Source organism: Cecembia lonarensis LW9 (genome assembly GCF_000298295.1).
Lineage (GTDB): Bacteria > Bacteroidota > Bacteroidia > Cytophagales > Cyclobacteriaceae > Cecembia > Cecembia lonarensis.
On the sequence record NZ_AMGM01000007.1, the window covers coordinates 17,960 to 36,470 of the forward strand.

General features: G+C 42.1%; 20 protein-coding genes. 10 read left to right on the forward strand and 10 right to left on the reverse strand.

The annotated features are described in order from the left end of the window. Nucleotides 1-822 carry a 3-methyl-2-oxobutanoate hydroxymethyltransferase gene (panB, locus tag B879_RS03680; RefSeq protein WP_009183796.1) on the reverse strand — a complete coding sequence of 274 codons (822 nt, stop codon included), beginning with the start codon at nucleotides 820-822 and terminating at the stop codon, nucleotides 1-3. Nucleotides 823-829: 7 nt separating this feature from the next. Further along, complete coding sequence (locus tag B879_RS03685) at nucleotides 830-1,333, reverse strand: phosphoribosyltransferase family protein (RefSeq protein ID WP_009183797.1); 504 nt, start codon at nucleotides 1,331-1,333, stop codon at nucleotides 830-832. 203 nt (nucleotides 1,334-1,536) lie between these two features. Here B879_RS03685 and hemH point away from each other — a divergent pair, with 203 nt between their 5' ends. After that, a complete protein-coding gene (gene hemH, locus B879_RS03690; RefSeq protein ID WP_040400219.1) occupies nucleotides 1,537-2,571 on the forward strand; it encodes a ferrochelatase in 1,035 nt (344 codons plus the stop codon). Between the two features lie 247 nt (nucleotides 2,572-2,818). Next, complete coding sequence (locus B879_RS03695) at nucleotides 2,819-3,997, forward strand: CynX/NimT family MFS transporter (RefSeq protein WP_009183799.1); 1,179 nt, start codon at nucleotides 2,819-2,821, stop codon at nucleotides 3,995-3,997. A gap of 35 nt (nucleotides 3,998-4,032) precedes the next feature. Here B879_RS03695 and hpf read toward each other — a convergent pair whose 3' ends face one another. The 5 genes from hpf to atpD all read right to left on the reverse strand — a co-directional run bounded on the left by hpf (nucleotide 4,033) and on the right by atpD (nucleotide 7,598). Next, nucleotides 4,033-4,338: a ribosome hibernation-promoting factor, HPF/YfiA family gene (gene hpf / locus B879_RS03700; protein ID WP_009183800.1), complete on the reverse strand. Its 306-nt coding sequence runs from the start codon at nucleotides 4,336-4,338 to the stop codon at nucleotides 4,033-4,035. A gap of 29 nt (nucleotides 4,339-4,367) precedes the next feature. Then, nucleotides 4,368-5,252, reverse strand: coding sequence for a tyrosine-type recombinase/integrase (locus tag B879_RS03705; RefSeq protein WP_009183801.1), 885 nt, complete (start codon nucleotides 5,250-5,252; stop codon nucleotides 4,368-4,370). Nucleotides 5,253-5,458: 206 nt separating this feature from the next. After that, the gene (gene rpsU / locus B879_RS03710) at nucleotides 5,459-5,653 is read right to left on the reverse strand and encodes a 30S ribosomal protein S21 (RefSeq protein WP_009183802.1); all 195 of its coding nucleotides are present in this window, start codon (nucleotides 5,651-5,653) and stop codon (nucleotides 5,459-5,461) included. Nucleotides 5,654-5,810: 157 nt separating this feature from the next. Beyond that, the gene (atpC, locus tag B879_RS03715) at nucleotides 5,811-6,059 is read right to left on the reverse strand and encodes an ATP synthase F1 subunit epsilon (RefSeq protein WP_009183803.1); all 249 of its coding nucleotides are present in this window, start codon (nucleotides 6,057-6,059) and stop codon (nucleotides 5,811-5,813) included. Between the two features lie 33 nt (nucleotides 6,060-6,092). Further along, a complete protein-coding gene (atpD, locus tag B879_RS03720; RefSeq protein WP_009183804.1) occupies nucleotides 6,093-7,598 on the reverse strand; it encodes a F0F1 ATP synthase subunit beta in 1,506 nt (501 codons plus the stop codon). A 388-nt stretch (nucleotides 7,599-7,986) separates the two neighbouring features. On the opposite strand from atpD, the gene B879_RS03725 reads away from it, so the two are divergent. The 6 genes from B879_RS03725 to B879_RS03750 are packed head-to-tail and all read left to right on the forward strand — an operon-like array spanning nucleotide 7,987 to nucleotide 15,152. Continuing rightward, nucleotides 7,987-8,853: a heme/hemin ABC transporter substrate-binding protein gene (locus B879_RS03725; protein ID WP_009183805.1), complete on the forward strand. Its 867-nt coding sequence runs from the start codon at nucleotides 7,987-7,989 to the stop codon at nucleotides 8,851-8,853. Then, the gene (locus tag B879_RS03730; RefSeq protein WP_009183806.1) at nucleotides 8,853-9,911 is read left to right on the forward strand and encodes a FecCD family ABC transporter permease; all 1,059 of its coding nucleotides are present in this window, start codon (nucleotides 8,853-8,855) and stop codon (nucleotides 9,909-9,911) included. Before B879_RS03725 ends, B879_RS03730 begins: the two co-directional genes overlap by 1 nt. 1 nt (nucleotide 9,912) lies before the next feature. Next, nucleotides 9,913-10,713 (forward strand): heme ABC transporter ATP-binding protein, encoded by an 801-nt coding sequence (locus tag B879_RS03735; RefSeq protein WP_009183807.1) that lies wholly within the window; start codon nucleotides 9,913-9,915, stop codon nucleotides 10,711-10,713. Nucleotides 10,714-10,716: 3 nt separating this feature from the next. Further along, the gene (locus tag B879_RS03740) at nucleotides 10,717-11,763 is read left to right on the forward strand and encodes a hemin-degrading factor (RefSeq protein ID WP_009183808.1); all 1,047 of its coding nucleotides are present in this window, start codon (nucleotides 10,717-10,719) and stop codon (nucleotides 11,761-11,763) included. A 47-nt stretch (nucleotides 11,764-11,810) separates the two neighbouring features. Then, nucleotides 11,811-14,078, forward strand: coding sequence for a TonB-dependent receptor (locus tag B879_RS03745; RefSeq protein WP_009183809.1), 2,268 nt, complete (start codon nucleotides 11,811-11,813; stop codon nucleotides 14,076-14,078). Between the two features lie 12 nt (nucleotides 14,079-14,090). Beyond that, nucleotides 14,091-15,152 (forward strand): HmuY family protein, encoded by a 1,062-nt coding sequence (locus B879_RS03750; protein WP_009183810.1) that lies wholly within the window; start codon nucleotides 14,091-14,093, stop codon nucleotides 15,150-15,152. A 45-nt stretch (nucleotides 15,153-15,197) separates the two neighbouring features. Here the strand turns inward: B879_RS03750 and B879_RS03755 are convergent, their stop codons facing one another. Further along, a complete protein-coding gene (locus B879_RS03755; RefSeq protein WP_009183811.1) occupies nucleotides 15,198-15,692 on the reverse strand; it encodes a C40 family peptidase in 495 nt (164 codons plus the stop codon). An 84-nt stretch (nucleotides 15,693-15,776) separates the two neighbouring features. Here B879_RS03755 and B879_RS03760 point away from each other — a divergent pair, with 84 nt between their 5' ends. Together B879_RS03760 and B879_RS03765 are read left to right on the forward strand one after the other, a co-directional pair. Beyond that, a complete protein-coding gene (locus B879_RS03760) occupies nucleotides 15,777-16,751 on the forward strand; it encodes a tetratricopeptide repeat protein (RefSeq protein ID WP_040400206.1) in 975 nt (324 codons plus the stop codon). Next, nucleotides 16,744-16,986 (forward strand): hypothetical protein, encoded by a 243-nt coding sequence (locus B879_RS03765; protein WP_040400221.1) that lies wholly within the window; start codon nucleotides 16,744-16,746, stop codon nucleotides 16,984-16,986. Before B879_RS03760 ends, B879_RS03765 begins: the two co-directional genes overlap by 8 nt. Here the strand turns inward: B879_RS03765 and coaE are convergent. After that, complete coding sequence (gene coaE / locus B879_RS03770) at nucleotides 16,971-17,585, reverse strand: dephospho-CoA kinase (protein ID WP_009183813.1); 615 nt, start codon at nucleotides 17,583-17,585, stop codon at nucleotides 16,971-16,973. The two genes, B879_RS03765 and coaE, sit on opposite strands and share 16 nt — an antisense overlap. Beyond that, complete coding sequence (locus B879_RS03775; RefSeq protein ID WP_202949580.1) at nucleotides 17,572-18,498, reverse strand: YbbR-like domain-containing protein; 927 nt, start codon at nucleotides 18,496-18,498, stop codon at nucleotides 17,572-17,574. The genes coaE and B879_RS03775 overlap by 14 nt, the downstream gene beginning before the upstream one ends. Between the last annotated feature and the right edge of the window lie 13 nt (nucleotides 18,499-18,511).

The window sequence follows — 18,511 nt, forward strand, 5'->3', positions numbered from 1 at the left end:
TCAATAACTCTCCCCTTGGTTAGGAAAATTTCTATCCTTGACATCTTTGATGTAGTCTTCCACGGCTTTGGTCATGATGCCCTGCAGGTCTGCATATTGGCGAAGAAATCTAGGTTTAAACTCCTGTGTGATACCCAGCATGTCGTGGACTACCAAAACCTGCCCATCGACATCAGGGCCTGCACCAATTCCTATGACGGGGATTTCTACGGCTTCGGCAACTTTTTTGGCCAAGCTGGCTGGAATTTTTTCCAATACTATAGCAAAACAGCCACATGCTTCCAGTAATTTGGCGTCTTCCAATAGTTTTTGGGCTTCTGCCTCTTCTCTGGCCCTTACAGTGTAGGTCCCGAATTTATAGATGGACTGGGGGGTTAAGCCCAAGTGCCCCATCACCGGGACACCTGCACTGAGTATTCTACTTACTGATTCTTTGATTTCAGCACCACCCTCAACTTTTACCGCATGCGCACCAGACTCTTTCATGATCCGAATGGCAGAACGAAGTGCTTCTGAGCTATTCCCCTGATAAGATCCAAAAGGAATATCTACCACAACAAAAGCCCGCTTGACCGCACGGACTACTGAGGTGGCATGGTAAATCATCTGATCCAATGTTATTGGGAGCGTGGTTTCATGTCCTGCCATCACATTGGAGGCCGAATCGCCCACCAGGATAATGTCTATCCCCGCGGCATCGATGATCCCGGCCATTGAAAAGTCGTAGGCTGTCAACATGGAGATTTTTTCCCCACGCATTTTCATTTCCTGAAGGATATGGGTGGTAATTCGTTTGATATTCGAAGATTGATGAATGGACATGGAGGTATTAGTGCAGGTGAACAGAATGGTTTTCTTTGCTAAGGTCAACTGTGATGTGTTCGCTGAGTGTAGTGGCCAATTCTAGACCAGTATAATCAGGGGTTACCGGAAATAGCTTGTGGCTTCGGTTTACTAAAACAGCTACTTCCATTTTTTTGATAGGCGCATCTAAAAAGGGCTTTAAGGCATAGACCAGCGTTTTTCCTGTATTGAGTACATCATCCACAATGATGACATTCTGGTCGGTCAGGTCCAAATCAGATGATAACTTTACTTTTCCCCTGTTGACATCCTCTTTATCCAGTAAAATCTCAGTAACCTGAACATTAAGATGGGAGATATTTTGTAAACTTTCTGCCAGATAGTGGGCCAGCTGACTGCCCATGCCACGAATGCCAGCTAAAAGGATTGCTTCTTCAGAGGCATTTCGCTCATAGATTTCGTAGGCCATTCTGGTGATCTTTTGTTGGATCTGTTTATGGTTCAATACCAAAGTCATGGGCTCAGTCATGCTATTTTTATTATCTACTTTTGAAAAATGAAAATTAAGTCAATTGGCTATGTATTCAAAGAATTTTTAACAGCAATGTAAATTTATGTGTGGTGACATGAATTTATTTTTCCCTCAATTGTTCATAAAAAGAATCAATTGGTATTTTATAACCAAAGCCCTTACTTTTGGTTTTCAAAAAAAGCATTGTTGAAATTGATATGATAAATAAAAATAAAGCCAAGATCGGAGTATTGTTGGTCAATTTGGGAACACCGGACAGTACCAAAACCGGTGATGTAAGAAAGTATCTCAGGGAGTTCTTGATGGATGGCAGGGTGATTGATTTTCCTTTTATCCCTAGATGGATGCTTGTTAATTTAATCATTGCACCTTTTAGAGCCCCCAAGTCCGCCAAAGAATACAGAAAATTGTGGACCGATAGAGGTTCTCCTTTATTGTTTCATACAGAGGACTTAAAAGAAAAGTTGGTCAAAAAGCTGGACATGGACAAGTATGAGGTTGAAATTGCGATGCGGTATCAGTCTCCGAGTATTGAAGAGGGGCTGAAGAAGCTCAACAAAGCCAATGTCAAAAAAATAATTGTCATTCCACTTTTCCCACAGTACGCTTCTGCCACTAATGGTTCTGTGGTGGATAGAGTAATGGAAATTGCGAGGACCTGGCAGATTATTCCTAACATTACTTTTGTCAACAACTTCGTAGATCATCCCATTTTCCTAGAAGCCTGGGCGGAATTGGGTAAGGAAATGATGGAAAAAGAGGACTATGACGTGTACCTATTTTCTTACCATGGATTGCCTGAAAGACAGATCAGAAAGGGTTCAGTAGATGGTTATTGCCAACTCAGTGATAAATGCTGTGCCAACTATACTAAGAAAAACCAGTTTTGTTATAGAGGGCAATGTTTCCATACAACGCGTTTGATAGCAGATAAGCTGGGACTCCCCGAGGAAAAAGTGGTTACCTGCTTTCAGTCCAGGTTAGGGAATGATCCTTGGATCAAGCCATATACGGAAGATTTGATCAAAGAAATGGCAGAAAAGGGAGTGAAAAAAGTACTGGTGTTTTCTCCGGCCTTTGTGGCGGATTGCTTAGAGACTACCATTGAAGTAGGCGAGGAATATAAAGAGGAATTTGAGGAGTTGGGTGGCGAACACTGGGACTTGGTGCCTAGCCTTAATTCCAGAGATACTTGGGTGGATTGCGTGAAAGATATGGTGGAATCCAATACCTGATTTCATAAATTTGCCTATCATCCAGAAATAAATCGATTAAGAGGCTGTCTTATACATTGATTTTCAAATTTATTTCCAAAACAAAATTTTGTTTAAGAATTAATCCCTTTGTGACTTATCGGCTTTGTGGCTAAAAACGCCACGAAAACTCCATTACACAAAGTTTCACTAAATTAAACGCCAAAAAAATTCCGGAAATATTCTGAAATCTTGACTTATAAGACAGCCTCATTCTTTTTCATAGAACATGAAATCTGACCAGCCGCTTTACCAGAAAACTGGATTTTTGTTTCTAGGGATCCTTTTAGTATCCTTCAACTTGCGTCCCTCCATAACCGCAGTGGGTCCTTTGATACCAATGATCCGTGAAGACCTTGGATTATCCAATGGTTGGGCAGGCTTTTTGACTACCCTTCCTTTGTTGACATTTGCTACCTTTTCGCTGTTTTCTGCAGCAATCGGTAAGCGGCTGGGCAATGCCAGGGCGATTTTTTATGCACTCTTATTGCTCTTGTTTGGGACGATAATCAGGGTACAGGGAGGTCCGGATATTTTGTTTATTGGTACTGGACTTACAGGGATTGGTATTGTAATCTGTAATGTGCTACTTATCCCTCTGATAAAGAACAGAATTCCACAAAAAATAGGTTTGGTTACCGCCTCCTACACCACCGGGATGACCTTATTTGCAGCCATTGCATCGGGGATATCAGCACCCATGGCCATTGATTTGGGTTTGGGCTGGAGAGGTTCTCTTTTGACCTGGGTGGTTTTATTGGTCTTGGTATTGCTTCTATGGTTCCCGCAATTGAAATGGAAAACCCCTGAGCGTCAAACTGAAAATGATCTGCCAAAAGTTAATGTTTGGAAATCTAGGCTGGCCTGGGAAGTCAGTATGTTTATGGGGGTTCAGTCTTTACTCTTTTTCACCATCATTGCCTGGTTGCCCGATATGATGATAGATCGAGGCTTGTCTGCCGTGGAAGCTGGAGTTTTGGTTTCCTTAATGCAGATTGTAGGTTTGACCGGTTCTTTTTTAGCTCCCATTATAGCTACAAGATTTAAAGATCAAGTGGGTGTAGTTTGGGTACTTGGCATCATGTACCTTATCGGGTTCAGTTCGTTATTTATACATGAATTATGGGTCAATTACTTGGGACTTATTTTGGTTGGATTAGGCTTAGGTTCCAGTATTTCCTTAGCATATACTCTGATAGGCTTGCGTACCCGGCATGAAAAAACCACCGCTTCTCTTTCAGGCATGTCCCAGTCCACAGGTTATTACCTCGCTGCCTTAGGGCCTTTACTGTTTGGAATAGCATTTGATATTTTTGCTGATTGGAATTTATTGATTTGGTTAATGCTGATATGCTCGGTATTATTCATTTATTTCGGCAGCAAATCCGGGAGGTCCATTCAGATATAAAAATAAAAAAACCCGTCGTTTGACGGGTTTGGATTTTATTGGTTGGCTAGGACCACTTTTTCTTTAAATTTTTTGATCTGCCTTCTAAGAGCTTCTACTGCCTCATCAGCGGCAGCTTCAAAAGAGTCACTTTGCTGCTTGGCAAATAAGGTCTTGCCGGGAACATTCATTTTAATCTCCACGATTTTATTCGCATTTTTTTCATTTTTATCAAGTCTTAAAAATACTTCACCGTCGATGATGCGATCATAGAAAGTATCGAGTTTATCTGCCTTCTTCTGGATGAAGTCAATAAGCTTGCGATCGGCATCGAAATGGATGGAATGCATTTGAAGTTTCATAACTGTAAAGATTTAAAGTTAAACGTATATTAAGCTTTAGGATGTGCTTGTTCAAACACAGCCTTAAGTTTTTCCATGGAATTGTGCGTGTAAACTTGGGTAGCAGCAAGATTGGCATGGCCCAGCAAATCTTTTACCGCATTCAAATCAGCTCCCTTGTTGAGTAAATGGGTGGCGAAAGTATGTCTCAACAAGTGCGGGCTTCTTTTTTGGGTCTGAGCGAAAAGGTCTAAATACTGTCTCACAATCCGATAAATTTTCATAGGATAGGCCTGCTCTTTCTTAATACTAACGATAAAATAATCACTATGGTCTACATTTGAAAATGTTTCTTCAAATACTTTTTTATACGAAACAATATTTTTTTTCAGCACATTATTTATAGGTATTATTCTCTCCTTTTTTCTTTTTCCAAATACTTTAACCGAATCAGAAGCCAGGTTGATATCCCTCCATTTTAATGCTATCAATTCGGACAAACGCACCCCGGTAAGGTAGAGAAATTCCATCACCATACGGTCCCGTTGCCCCTCAAATGTATTCTCATATTGAAACTCATCCAGGATTTTTTCTATGGCCTCTTCCTGCACAAATTCAGGCAAACGTTTGGGAGTCTTTAGGGCTTTGATTTTATAGGTAGGATCTTTGCTGATTTCATCTGACCGTAGCAGGAACTTGTAAAAAGACCTTAAAGTGGCAATCTTCCTGTTGATGCTGGTACTGCTTAATCCTTCTTCCACCAAATCTATGATCCAGGCACGGATTTCCGCATGTTCCGCCTGGGCAATATCTGCTTTCTCAAAAGCCGTCTGGCAAAACTCAGAAAATTGCTCCAAGTCTTTCCTATAGGCCAGTACCGTATGGGCACTTGCCCTTTTTTCAAATTCCAGGTAGTTGATAAAAGAATCTAGCATAGGGTAGGATTACTAATTCTGAATATAAGAATTTAAGAATGATTCTCATATTACAGTATTTAAGATTCACCCAAATTACATTTCAACACACAAAATCACTAATAGATTGGGTTAAGTATTGTTAAGGAAATAAAAATAAAAAAAGCGCACCCACTTATGGTAGGTACGCTTCTAGATGTGATGTATCTCAAAAAGATAACAAACAATTACTTCATTTCTTCTGTCTGTAATCTCTGCTTGTAAGCTGCTTTGATTTTTTGGTCTCTGTTCTTTACAGAAGGTTTTACAAAGTGCTGTCTAGCTCTAAGCTCTCTTACAGCTCCAGTCTTATCAAACTTCTTTTTGAAACGCTTAAGCGCTTTCTCAATAGATTCGTTTTCTTTTACGTTGACTATGATCATATGTATACACCTCCTTTCAGGGTTGCAAAGGTAGAGACAAATAAATCAGAAACCAAAAACCTATTGGAAATAAAAGGTGTTGACCACCAGCATTTTCCAAAAGGGCATAAAAAAACCCGGACCATTAGGCCCAGGTTTTCAAATGATGTATTTATATTTAACCGATTACTTTTTCGGCCAAGAGTACAATTTTGTTATCATTCACTTCTACCACTCCTCCTTCGATAACATGGCTCTTTAGTCCTTCTTTGGTGGTATAGGAAACATTTCCCTTTGCCAAAGCCGAAACAATGGCCGCGTGGTTTTTCAATACCTGGAAAGAACCATTGGCACCTGGGAAAGTAGCTTCTGTTACTTCACCCTGAAATACCATTTGGTCTGGAGTGATAATGGTCAATTGCATCATAATTCGATTCCTTTAATTCAGTTGTCCTGAATATTAATTTTTAACCTCGGCCAACATCTTCTCACCTTTGGCAATGGCATCTTCAATGGTACCTACCAAGTTGAAAGCTGCTTCAGGAAGGTGATCCAATTCACCGTCCATGATCATAGTGAAACCTTTGATGGTGTCTTTGATATCCACCAATACACCTTTAAGACCGGTAAACTGCTCTGCTACGTGGAATGGCTGAGAAAGGAAACGCTGTACCCTTCTTGCTCTGTGCACCACCATCTTATCTTCTTCAGACAATTCTTCCATACCTAAGATGGCAATGATGTCCTGCAATTCTTTGTAACGCTGAAGGATTTCTTTCACTTTTTGAGCACAGTCATAGTGCTCATCTCCTAAAATATCCGGCGTCAAAATTCTAGAAGTAGAATCCAGAGGATCTACTGCTGGGTAAATTCCCAATTCAGCAATTTTTCTGGAAAGTACAGTGGTAGCATCCAAGTGGGCGAAGGTGGTCGCCGGTGCTGGGTCAGTCAAGTCATCCGCAGGTACGTAAACCGCCTGAACAGAAGTAATGGAGCCATTTTTGGTGGAGGTAATCCTTTCCTGCATGGAACCCATTTCGGTAGCCAAAGTAGGCTGGTAACCCACCGCTGACGGCATCCTGCCCAAAAGGGCAGATACTTCAGATCCTGCTTGGGTGAAACGGAAGATATTGTCGATAAAGAATAGGATATCTTTACCTGCGCCATCACCTTCTCCATCCCTGTAGTACTCAGCCAAAGTCAAACCTGTCAAGGCTACCCTTGCACGGGCACCAGGAGGCTCGTTCATCTGTCCGAACACGAAGGTTGCTTTGGATTCTTCCAATTTCTTCAAATCTACTTTTGAAAGGTCCCAACCACCTTCAGTTTCCAATGTATGTAAAAAGTCTTCACCATAAGTTACGATGCCTGATTCGATCATTTCCCTTAAAAGGTCATTACCTTCACGGGTTCTCTCACCTACACCTGCAAATACAGAAAGACCTGAATAAGCTTTGGCAATGTTGTTGATCAATTCCTGAATCAATACTGTTTTACCTACACCGGCACCACCGAATAGACCGATTTTACCACCTTTTGCATAAGGTTCGATCAAGTCAATTACCTTGATTCCGGTAAAAAGCACTTCTGTAGAAGTAGAAAGGTCTTCAAATTTTGGTGCAGAACGGTGGATTGGCAATCTTTTGGCTGATTCTACCTCAGGTAAGCCATCGATAGCGGAGCCCACTACGTTGAACAACCTACCCTTGATGGCTTCACCGGTAGGTACTGAAATAGGAGCACCATTGTCAATAGCCTCTTGGCCTCTTACAAGCCCTTCGGTTGCATCCATTGCGATGGTTCTCACCCTGTCTTCGCCTAGGTGTTGCTGAACTTCAAGGACAACTTGCTGACCGTCTTCTTTAGTAACTGTCAGCGCATCCAAAATATTAGGCAATTTTCCTCCCTCGAAGGAGATGTCCACTACCGGACCAATTACCTGGGTTATCTTACCAATATTTGCCATTTGTATTTAGTATTGTAAAAAGGATATACACTTTTTAGATATTGGTCGCAAAATTAATTATTAATGCTGAATACCAAAGGATGTTTGGAAAATTAATCCCAATAATCCGTTGATTTTTATATTTCTATCCTACAATTCATTTTGAAATTGAATTTACCCCGACTTTTCGGTTTTATCCCGTCGAGCCCGCTCTTCTGTTAGGCCATAAAAATTGTGCTACTAAGAAATTCAGCACCTTTATTTAACTATAGACTTTTTCTATGAGATTTAAACATTACATAATGCCCTGAATGATAACTCAAAGCGATAGAAATTTTCAATTAAAATTAATTTGGATTAAATCCAAATAACATGATATTTGCCATATAATTTGAAATTAATCTAAATAATGATAAGAAATTTATTGTTGGGTTTATTGATGCCCCTATTGTTAGTTGCCTGCGGACAGAGCACGCCTTCAGAAGGAATGGCTAGGGATGAGGCTAAAATCATTACCGCAGGTGGTACTGTTTCTGAAATAGTAGCTGCTTTAGGTTTCAAAGAGCAGATCATTGCCACAGATATCACATCTACCTATCCGGTAGACCTTCAACAATTGCCTTCTATAGGATATAGAAATCAGATCAAAGCAGAAGGGATATTGGCCTTGGGCCCGGATTTGGTCCTCGCTGAGGAAGGTTACCTTACAACTGATGTAGTGCAGCAATTAGAAGCTACAGGTATCGTATTGCATTTCTTTAAAAAACCACAGCAAGTTTCCGGAACCTACAACCTTATCAGTGAACTGGGGCAGTTCCTTGGAGTTGAGGAAAGGGCGGCTGCACTGAGTGCTAATCTTGAAGCGGATGAGGCTGCATTAGCTGCCTATCTGTCAGCTAATAAAAGCGAAGACAGGCCAAGAGTGGCATTTGTCATGGCAAGGGGCTTGGAAACGGTGTTTCTTGCAGGCGAAGAGACTTTTGCAGCTTCAGTTATTGAAATGGCTGGAGGAGAATTTGCAGGTAAGGGTTTCAAAGATTTCATTCCACTGACCCCAGAAGCCATTGTTTCTATCAATCCGGACTACTTACTTTTTTTTGAGTCCGGTTTATCCACGATCGGGGGTAAGGATGCCGTGTCCCAAATCAGGGGTATTGATCAGACTACTGCCTTTCAAAAGCAGCAAGTTCTGGCATTTGACGGTCATTATCTTTCAGGTTTTGGGCCTAGGATTGCTGCGGCAGCATTGGAACTTGCAAAGTCAATCAGAGATTAATGATATCAAAGTTGGCCATATCGAACAAAGTCTCCCATCAGCGGCTCGTGCTTGGTGCCATGGCATTTTTGCTCTTGGTATTGGCTGTCCTTTCCTTGAGTATGGGTGCTTTTCCAATTCCTTTGTCCAAAGTCATGCAGGTGATTTTTGGAGAGTGGTTGGGTTTCGATGGTGTCAGCTTGCAGGAAAAAAATGTTTTGCTTCAGATTCGCCTTCCACGTTTACTATTGGCCATGTTGGTGGGAGGTGCGCTGGGCATAGCGGGTGCTGCCCTTCAGGGGCTTTTTAGGAATCCTCTGGTTGAACCGGGATTGATCGGTGTCAGCAGTGGCAGTGCCCTTTTTGCAGTTATTTTCATTGTCTTTGGTTCTTCCCTTACTTTTTTGTCTGCATTGGGGAAATTCGGATTGGTGGGCTTTGCCTTTATTGGAGGTTTGATGAATACCTTTTTGGTCTATCGCTTGTCCAGTCAGGCAGGTAAAACAGATATTTCTTTGCTTATTCTTGCTGGTGTGGCGCTAAATGCCCTGGCAGGGGCCCTGATCGGTCTATCTATTTTTTATGCGGACGATGCAGCCTTGAGAAATTTCACATTTTGGAGTCTCGGGGATGTGGGAGGTGCCAATTGGGAAAAGGTTATGCTCATGTTGGGCTTTTCCTTTTTACCGGTAGGGCTTATCATCGGTCAGCACAGAGCATTGAATGCGCTTGCCATTGGAGAAAGTGAAGCCTTCCATATGGGAGTAGATGTGCAAAGAACCAAGCTGCTCATTTTGGTGGGCAGTGCATTGGTAGTGGGTACAGCTGTGGCCTTAACAGGAACCATAGGCTTTGTTGGTCTAGTGGTACCTCATTTATTAAGAATTTTATTTGGAGCAGATCATCGTTTGGTCATACCTGGATCTTTCCTGGCCGGCGCTATTCTTTTGACATTGGCTGATTTATTGGCCAGAACCATGGTGGCACCTGCTGAGATGCCCATTGGTATCATTACGGCCATTTTAGGAGCTCCATTCTTTATTTGGTTATTGATGAATGTAAAAAAGATCAGAACGTAGTATGCTGGAAGCAAGAAATATTCAATACCTCGTTCAGGGAAGAGCCATTGTCAACAAGGTCTCCCTGCAGCTAAACCCTGGAGAACTTACTGCTATTGTAGGGCCTAATGGTGCTGGAAAGTCCAGTCTGTTGAAAGTTCTGGCCGGAGATTATAAGGCCCAGGCAGGAGAAATCATCTACAATGGCAAAGCCATAGAAAATTATAGGCCGAAAGATCTGGCTAAAATTAGGGCGGTCATGCCCCAGCATAGCCAACTTACTTTTCCTTTCAAGGTAAAAGAAGTCGTAGAATTGGGCCTTTTATCATTAGGTATGGCCGGAGGTGAACAGCTCGTCAAAGAAGTCATGATAGAAACGCAGACCTGGGCATTCAGAGACAGGTTGTATGGAGCGCTGTCCGGCGGAGAGAAACAAAGGGTACAGTTGGCCAGAGTCTTGGTACAGGTTTGGGCCGGCTCAGACCAACCTAAGTTCCTGCTATTAGATGAGCCTACTTCCAGCATGGATATCGCCCATCAACATCAGGTGTTGCACATTGCCTCACAACTTAAAAGAAAAGATATCGCAGTCTTGGCTGTGCTGCATGATCTTAATATGGCTGCAGCTTATGCCGATCAGGTGATATTGCTCAAAGAGGGAAAAGTCTATCAACAAGGTGCTGTTGCTGAAGTCATGGCTTCGCAGCACTTAGAACACGTATTTGAACATCCCATTTTGGTCAGAAATGGCTATGATGGTATGCCCCATTTTATCCAATCCTTACCCGTACATCATCAATCCCATACATTTAAAATTGCATAAACTATGGAAACCGCATTACAAAAATTCACAACAGAAACATTGAAGCAGGCATGGGATGCCTTGAAAGCAGAAGCGCCTCAGCTAAGAATCAGAGATGCTGCTAGCCAACTTGGGGTGTCTGAAATGGAACTCTTGGCCACTACTATTGGGGATTCTACCATCAGACTCGAAGGTAACTGGGCGGAGTTTCTCATCGCCTGTAAAAATCTTGGAAAAGTGATGGCCTTGACCAGAAATGATGGCTGTGTCTTGGAGCATAAAGGAAATTTTCAGAAAATAGATATTCAGGGAGAGGCACCTTACCAAGTAGCCACGGTAATTGGTCCCATTGAACAGCGGGTGTTTTTTAGTGCGTGGAAGTATGGCTTTGCAGTGATCAATGAGACTCCAAGAGGTACCATGAGAAGCTTTCAGTTTTTTGACAAATCCGGTGAAGCCATTATGAAGATTTACCTGCAGGAAAAAAGCAGGGTTGAAGTATTTGAAGCCTTGGTAACACAATACAAGGCCTCAAACCAAAATGAGGAACTCCCAACAGAAGCATTTGCCATACCTGAGTATGCCAAAGAAATTGACATGGAAGCCTTTACCCAGGATTGGGAAAATATGAAGGATACCCATGAATTCTTTGGTATGCTTAGAAAGTACAAGGTTCATCGCCTTGATGCCGTGAAATGGATTAATGATAAATGGGCCTATGAAGTGGAAAGGATTTCTGTAAGGAAGGTATTGGAGGTAGCCTCGGCCGAAAAGATGCCTATTATGATTTTTGCCGGGAATAAGGGAAATATTCAGATCCACCAGGGAAAAGTACGCACCATCCGTCAAATGGGGGCTTGGTTGAATGTGTTGGATCCTGATTTCAATATGCATCTCAACGAAGACCTGATCGATTCAGCTTTTGTGGTGCATAAGCAGACGGAAGACGGTCTGGTTTCTTCCTTAGAGCTTTTTGATCAAAAAGGTGATATGATCGCCCAGTTCTTTGGACTAAGAAAGCCTGGTATCCCGCAATTGGATGCATGGAAAAGATTGATTGACAGCTTGTAAAACCTAAATCGCCGGGAGCCTGTCTCCCGGCAAAAAAATTTATAATTATGATTAGATTTAATCTAAATAAATTTAGTCTATGCTTTTTGGCCACACTTTTATTGCTTTACTCTTCTGCCCAAGCGGAGAAAGGTTTGAGGGGTAAGGTAGTGGATGAAAATGGCAGACCTATCCCTTTTGCAACGGTTCAGTATGGGGAGGCTAAAGGTGTTGTCGCTGATGTGGAAGGTGTATTTGATATCAGTAATTGGGAATCGGTAAGTTCCTTAAAAATTTCTGCCGTAGGCTATGATAGCCAAACCTTCCCCATACATTCAGAATCTTTGTCCACGGTTTTTGTCCTTAAAGAAGCATTGAATGATTTAAATGAAGTGGTCATTACTGGAAACTTTGGACCTCAATCCGCAAGACAGTCCACTTACATGGTGAGGTCTATTGATAAAGAAAGAATTCAGCAGCGGGCAGCCGGTAATTTGCAGGAAGTTCTCAATACTGAATTAGGCATCCGGTTCAGTCAGGACAACGCATTGGGAAGCAGTAATTTGGAAATGATGGGGATGTCAGGGCAAAATGTAAAAATACTGATTGATGGAGTGCCGATGGTTGGCAGACAAGGAGTCAATAATGAAATCAACCTCAATCAGATTGATATCAATCAAATCGAAAAAATAGAAATTGTAGAAGGGCCTATGGCTGTTATCTATGGTGCTGACGCCCTGGCAGGTGTGATCAATATCATCACCAAAAATCCTGGAGCCAAGGCAGGTTATACCCTTTCTACCCGAATGCAGGAAGAAACTGCGGGTAATGAGTACAGTCCTTTTCATGGAGCGGGTAACCGCATCAGGTCCGTTCAAGGTACTTACACAACAGAAGGTCCGCTTTCTTTAGGATTGGGACTTACCCAAAATCAATTTGGAGGATGGAAGGGCCCACAGACCGGGCGAATGTTTCAATGGCTGCCCAAAGACCAATGGTTGGCCAATGCTTCCATAGGGTTCCGCAAAGATAAAGTTGAGTTAGACTATCACGTTGACTTTATGGACGAAATCATCACTTCCTTTGGTCCGGAAAACCGATTAGAGGTAATTGATCGGAATTTCATAACCCAGCGTTGGATGCACCGCATGAATGCCAGGGTTGATTTCAGTCCGGCCTTTCAATTGTCTACCCAAATGGCCTATACAGACTTTAAAAGGGAGACCCAGACTTGGGTGACCAATGTGCGAACCAATGAGCAAAACCTATCGCGGCAGGAAGGATCACAGGCGTTGGTGAACCATCAGGGCTTTACTTTCCGTACGATTGGGAATTGGCTTGTATCTCCCAATCTCACTTTAATGCCCGGCATTGACATCAATACCGAATCCGGAGTCGGTGATAGGATTAATGAAAATCGTGGTATCCAAGATTATGCAGCCTTTCTTACTGGGGAATGGCGGATCAGTTCATTTCTTCAGGTAAGGCCTGGATTGCGTACGGCCTATAACTCGGCCTATCAGGCTCCTCCATTGATTCCTTCTATCAATACGAAATTGGCGATCAGTTCCAAGTTGGACCTGAGACTGGCTTATGCTAATGGGTTTAGGGCTCCATCCATCAGGGAGTTGTATTTTGACTTTTTTGATGCCAGTCATTCCATTGCAGGGAACCCTGATTTATCACCTGAACGTTCGGATAGCTTCAATGCCTCCCTGACCTTTCAGGAAAAAGAAAGTGCTTTGGGCTGGAAAACCATATTGAGTGCTTTCCATAATGAGGTTAGGGACAGGATAGCCTTTGGAATGGACCCGACTGATCCAAGGATTACCACCCTTTTTAACATCAATCAATACCGTACACAAGGACTGATGCTGAATCAGAGTTTAAAAGCAAACCGCTGGACTTTAGAAGCCGGGGCATCCTATATAGGGCGTTTCAATTTGCTTTCTCAGGAAGATCAAACACTCCCAGTCATGTTATTCAGCCCTGAAATAAATAGCAATATCACTTATAAAATCCCATTCTTAGAGACAGATATTAACCTGTTTTATAAATGGACTGGACCCCTTCCTGGGTTTGAATTGGCAGCAGGTGATGGTGGACAGGCAGTACCCAGGCAAATCATGTTGGAAGGGTTTCATTGGATGGACTTAACCTTAAGAAAAAACCTTCCGATAGGAATTACCCTTACAGGTGGGGCTAGAAATATGTTCAACATTTCAGATATCATGAGTACTTCTACGGCTGGAAGTGCCCATGGCGGAGGTCCGGCAAGACCAATGGGTTTTGGCCGTTCCTATTTTCTTGGAATTACTTATCAATTATCAAAATAACACGTACAACAAATGATTACCACAAAAAACATTCGCATTTGGATGATGGGCGCATTAGCTGCCTTCACGTTTTCCTGTACTGAGTCTGAGGAACCGGTTCTAGAAGTCCCACCTGTGGAAGAAGGATTGATCGAAATCAACGGAGGGGGATCTACTTTCCCCAATTCGGTATTTATCAATTTAAGTAAGGGAGAACAGCTTCCTGTCAGCAGAAAAAAGTGGGACCTGGCATTTTCTACTGGAACAGATTTTAAAGTATTGATTAATGGCACCGCTGGAGCCTTGGCCTATCCTACAGGGATCTTTGACATGAATGCTGTGAGCGATGAACAAGCAGAACCCTTAAGGTCCAGTGGGAGACTGGAAATGAGCTTCACCAATATGGAAGCCATCCTGTCTGTTGACCTGCCTTCCAACCCATTGTCATCACCGGTAATGGGTACTGTCAATGCCACTGCCGCATCCAACCAGGTCTTCCTCCTGAATAGAGGTGCTTTCGGTATCGACCCCAGACCTTGGAAAAAAATCAGGGTTCTGGTTCAGGATGGAAAATATATTTTGCAGCATGCCGATGTCACATCTTCTACCTTTAGCACTGTAGAGGTGTCCAAAGACCGGGATTTTAATTTTGTGTATGTTTCTTTTGAAGAAGGTGTGGTACAGGTAGAGCCAAAGAAAGAGGATTGGGATTTTATGTGGAGTGCAGGAACATCAACTACCCCTTTTCCTCAGGCGGTCAATGGAACCTTGGCTTATCCCTTCCAGGATCTGGTTTTCCATAACATTTATGGCAATGTGGGAGCGGTTCAAGTTATGGAAGCTGATATTGCTTATGAAAATTTTTCCGAAGGCAACCTGACCGGGTTGGCGTTCAATAATGACAATAGATTAACTATTGGCTCGAATTGGAGAGCAGGTGGTGGGCCAAATGCTTCTCCTTCTATTAGGGAAGACAGATTCTATCTTGTAAAAGATGCGGCTGGCAATATCTATAAAGTACGGTTTATCGCTTTAACCAGAGATGGGGAAAGAGGCAGGCCATCTTTTGAGTTTGCCTTGGTAAAAGGAAATTGATTTTAAACCCTCAAATGGCATCGCAATCGCTGCGGTGCCATTTTTTTACAATATCCTTTTCCCAAATCGGAAAGCCTTGTTCCAGTATGGGTTGGTGAGGTTATCCTCCGTTACACCTAGGCTGGTGGAAGAGTGAATAAAATATACGCCCCGTGAAGACACTTCGGTAACAATGCCCGAATGGGTTACCTTTCTCCTGCTTTTCCCGGTAGCAAAAAACACCAGATCGCCCTTCTGAAGGTTCCTAGCAGGAACATTTTTCCCTACTTTGCTTTGATCGGCGGAAGTGCGTGGGAGGTTGATGCCTATGCTGTTGTAGGAATGAAAAATCAAAGCCGAACAATCAATTCCGGACCGGGTGGTGCCACCGTAGCGGTATGGGGTACCTCTGTAGGATTTGGCAGTGTCAATTACTTTTTCAATGTTTTGTTTCCTGATTTTTTTGGTGGAGGAGCAGGAACTTAGTGCGAGAACTAAAGCAAATATAAAAAATACCCCCAAAATGCCTTTGCTGTAATTTTCCCTCAAGCCTTTGTTCATAAATGTCCAAAATAATTTTTATCTTCAATAATAGCTTTCAGTATTCAAGTTTACAAAGCTTTAACGTCCAAAAAGGAAATAACTATGAGATTTTATGTCATCTTTTTCGCCATTTTCTTTTTTTGTTTCTGTTCATGCAGTGCTCCTGAGAAAAAAAAGGTCAATAATAAGAGTGGATTTATTGTAGAACCTGAGGCTGTGTTTCAAGGAGTGAGCCTTTTAGGAGATTCTTTGATGACCACAGTAGACTCCGTGTCCCAAAAAGACCAGATTGAAAAGTTAGAAAAAGCATTTGCTTCCTATGCAGAAGACCCCAGCTTGGATAACCTGATTTGGATAGGTAGAAGAGAAGCTTATCTGGGCAGGCATGACCTGGCCATTCGCACTTTTACAAAAGCTTTCAATGAATTTCCCCAAAGCTATGAGGCACTAAGGCACAGGGGGCATCGTTTTATAAGCATCCGTAAGTTTGATCAGGCTATTGTAGACTTGAAAAAAGCAGCCGAGTTGATGGAAGGGGAGCCATTACAAATAGAACAAGATGGTATGCCTAATCGTCTTAACATTCCCTTGTCAAATGTACAGTTCAACGTTTGGTATCATCTAGGTTTGGCCCATTATCTGAAACGTGACTGGGAAAATGCCATAGCTGCCTATGAAAAGTGCATGGAGGTGTCTGGTAATGCTGACCTTTTAGTGGCAACTCTGGATTGGTATTATATGGCCTTGATGAAGTTGGGGAGAACCGAAGAAGCCAAAGCCATCATCAATCCGGTAAATAAAAATATGGAGATCATTGAAAATGATGCTTACTTCAAGCGAATCCTAATGTATAAAGGTGAATTACAGCCAGAAGTCCTACTCTCCACCAACGTAGAGGATGGAGATCAGAGGCTTCAATATGTGACCCAAGGTTATGGGCTTGGTAATTATTACCTCATGCAGGGAGATACAAACAGGGCCATCTCCATTTTTCAAAATGTTTTGGATACTGGATATTGGTCTGCATTTGGCTATATTGCGGCCGAAATGGAATTGTCAAAGGTATATGATGAGTAGGGAAGAATTTAGAGCACTGCCATTACATAAGAAAATCCAAGTCCTTTATACAGAAGGGACTTTCATTGTAGCCATCCGCTACTATTCCCACAAAGTAAATCTCTATTTACTTGGGGAGGAATATATAGAAGTTTTTTACAATCATAAGCTGGATAAAATTGACCAGATAGACTACCTCAATACTTCCCACACGAGGATGAAGTTTTACCTGGATCAAATTCAATTACCGATTTGAGTATTCAGTAATTCCTGGTGGATTTTCAGGACTTGGGGTATAAGCAGTTTGTTGTCTGTGTTTTTTATAACGTAATCTGCTTTGTTATTTTTCTCCTCATCCGGTAATTGCTTATCAATGATGGCATTCACCTGTGCCTCATTCCTGTGGGGGTCCCGGAGCAATACCCGTGTCATCCTGAGTTTCAAAGGGGCGCTGACATTGATGACTTTATCCAGTTCTTGGTATGAACCTGTTTCAAAAAGCAAAGCTGCTTCTTTTAATACATAAGGGCTTTTTTGTGCTGCAGACCAAGCTTCAAAATCTTTTCGCACAGCGGGATGAACCAAGCTATTGATCAATTTAACCTTATCCTCATCAGCAAAAACGTGTGATGCCAAAAAGCTCCTGTTCAATTCTCCTTCAGCTGAATAGCTTTCCTTGCCGAAGGCGGCAATGATCTGTTCTTTTAAATGAGGGTCATGGGCCATCAGCCATTTGGCCCTATCATCCGCATAATAAATGGGGATGCTCAAAATGGAAAAAATCTGGGCTACGGTGCTTTTGCCAGAACCTATACCTCCTGTAATACCAACCAGAAAGGGCTTATGGTTTTTCATACCTGAGTTTTAAGATTTCCGGCTCAAATTTGATGTTTTCAAGGAAATTGGGACGGGGGCTTACCTGTACCTTGATCGTACTATCTTCCCTATTCCTGTTGTTGTAATTCAAAACGGCTTCAAATTCAAAATTACCCAATTCTTCTACCTTCCTTTCGTCGATCAGATAGGACATAATGACTGTATTGACCTCATTTTGGAGGGAAACATTGGAAGGGAAGTTTAAGGTTTTTACTCTTAGCCTCTTATTCCCTTCCAGCATTTGGATAACATCAAATTTGATATGGACACTTTCTTCATCCAGCGTCAAAAAATCTTGGAATGCTTCAGGAGCTTCCAGTGGAAGTATTTTATTGAAGGACTTGTTGATCTTATCTTCACCAAGAGATATCTTTAATACTCCATCAAGTTCTTGAAGAATAGATGTTGGTCCTTTTATATTGATCACATCGGGGTCAATTTCCATTTTTCCAACCAATCTATGGTTTTTTGCCAATGTGTTTGTGGTGGTATCTGGCAATACTTTTATTTTTCTTGTGACGAGCTTATCTACTTTGAATTTAATGGTATCCGTTACCATAGAAACCAATCCTGTTGGCGAAATGGTTTCTGCCAGATTTCTTCGGATTTCAGAAGTTAGGATGTAATTTTTAGTGGAAGGGTTATTGATTTCAATCAAGAAAGGGGCCTCATTGATTTTAAAGTACTTCCTCAGCAAGTCCCAGCCATTACCGTTGATTTCTACCTTTACCCTTGAAGGCAGATTTTCTACAGCCATAAACTCTTCCTGGTCGAAAATAATTTCGATCGGAAAGTCTACCACGGTAGTGTAATTGTCCTTATTGAGGGCATTTAAAACCCAAAAAGTGGCGGCTGCCAGAAAGCATAATGCCGCCACTTTCAGGTTTGCCATCTTTTGAGGATTC

What these genes read in the sequence shown, in the direction of transcription:
- panB (WP_009183796.1), bottom strand. Translation starts at nt 822, where the DNA reads ATGTCCATTCATCAATCTTCGAATATCAAACGAATTACCACCCATATC.
- B879_RS03685 (WP_009183797.1), bottom strand. Translation starts at nt 1,333, where the DNA reads ATGACTGAGCCCATGACTTTGGTATTGAACCATAAACAGATCCAACAA.
- B879_RS03695 (WP_009183799.1), top strand. Translation starts at nt 2,819, where the DNA reads ATGAAATCTGACCAGCCGCTTTACCAGAAAACTGGATTTTTGTTTCTA.
- hpf (WP_009183800.1), bottom strand. Translation starts at nt 4,338, where the DNA reads ATGAAACTTCAAATGCATTCCATCCATTTCGATGCCGATCGCAAGCTT.
- B879_RS03705 (WP_009183801.1), bottom strand. Translation starts at nt 5,252, where the DNA reads ATGCTAGATTCTTTTATCAACTACCTGGAATTTGAAAAAAGGGCAAGT.
- rpsU (WP_009183802.1), bottom strand. Translation starts at nt 5,653, where the DNA reads ATGATCATAGTCAACGTAAAAGAAAACGAATCTATTGAGAAAGCGCTT.
- atpC (WP_009183803.1), bottom strand. Translation starts at nt 6,059, where the DNA reads ATGATGCAATTGACCATTATCACTCCAGACCAAATGGTATTTCAGGGT.
- atpD (WP_009183804.1), bottom strand. Translation starts at nt 7,598, where the DNA reads ATGGCAAATATTGGTAAGATAACCCAGGTAATTGGTCCGGTAGTGGAC.
- B879_RS03725 (WP_009183805.1), top strand. Translation starts at nt 7,987, where the DNA reads ATGATAAGAAATTTATTGTTGGGTTTATTGATGCCCCTATTGTTAGTT.
- B879_RS03730 (WP_009183806.1), top strand. Translation starts at nt 8,853, where the DNA reads ATGATATCAAAGTTGGCCATATCGAACAAAGTCTCCCATCAGCGGCTC.
- B879_RS03735 (WP_009183807.1), top strand. Translation starts at nt 9,913, where the DNA reads ATGCTGGAAGCAAGAAATATTCAATACCTCGTTCAGGGAAGAGCCATT.
- B879_RS03740 (WP_009183808.1), top strand. Translation starts at nt 10,717, where the DNA reads ATGGAAACCGCATTACAAAAATTCACAACAGAAACATTGAAGCAGGCA.
- B879_RS03745 (WP_009183809.1), top strand. Translation starts at nt 11,811, where the DNA reads ATGATTAGATTTAATCTAAATAAATTTAGTCTATGCTTTTTGGCCACA.
- B879_RS03750 (WP_009183810.1), top strand. Translation starts at nt 14,091, where the DNA reads ATGATTACCACAAAAAACATTCGCATTTGGATGATGGGCGCATTAGCT.
- B879_RS03755 (WP_009183811.1), bottom strand. Translation starts at nt 15,692, where the DNA reads ATGAACAAAGGCTTGAGGGAAAATTACAGCAAAGGCATTTTGGGGGTA.
- B879_RS03760 (WP_040400206.1), top strand. Translation starts at nt 15,777, where the DNA reads ATGAGATTTTATGTCATCTTTTTCGCCATTTTCTTTTTTTGTTTCTGT.
- B879_RS03765 (WP_040400221.1), top strand. Translation starts at nt 16,744, where the DNA reads ATGAGTAGGGAAGAATTTAGAGCACTGCCATTACATAAGAAAATCCAA.
- coaE (WP_009183813.1), bottom strand. Translation starts at nt 17,585, where the DNA reads ATGAAAAACCATAAGCCCTTTCTGGTTGGTATTACAGGAGGTATAGGT.
- B879_RS03775 (WP_202949580.1), bottom strand. Translation starts at nt 18,498, where the DNA reads ATGGCAAACCTGAAAGTGGCGGCATTATGCTTTCTGGCAGCCGCCACT.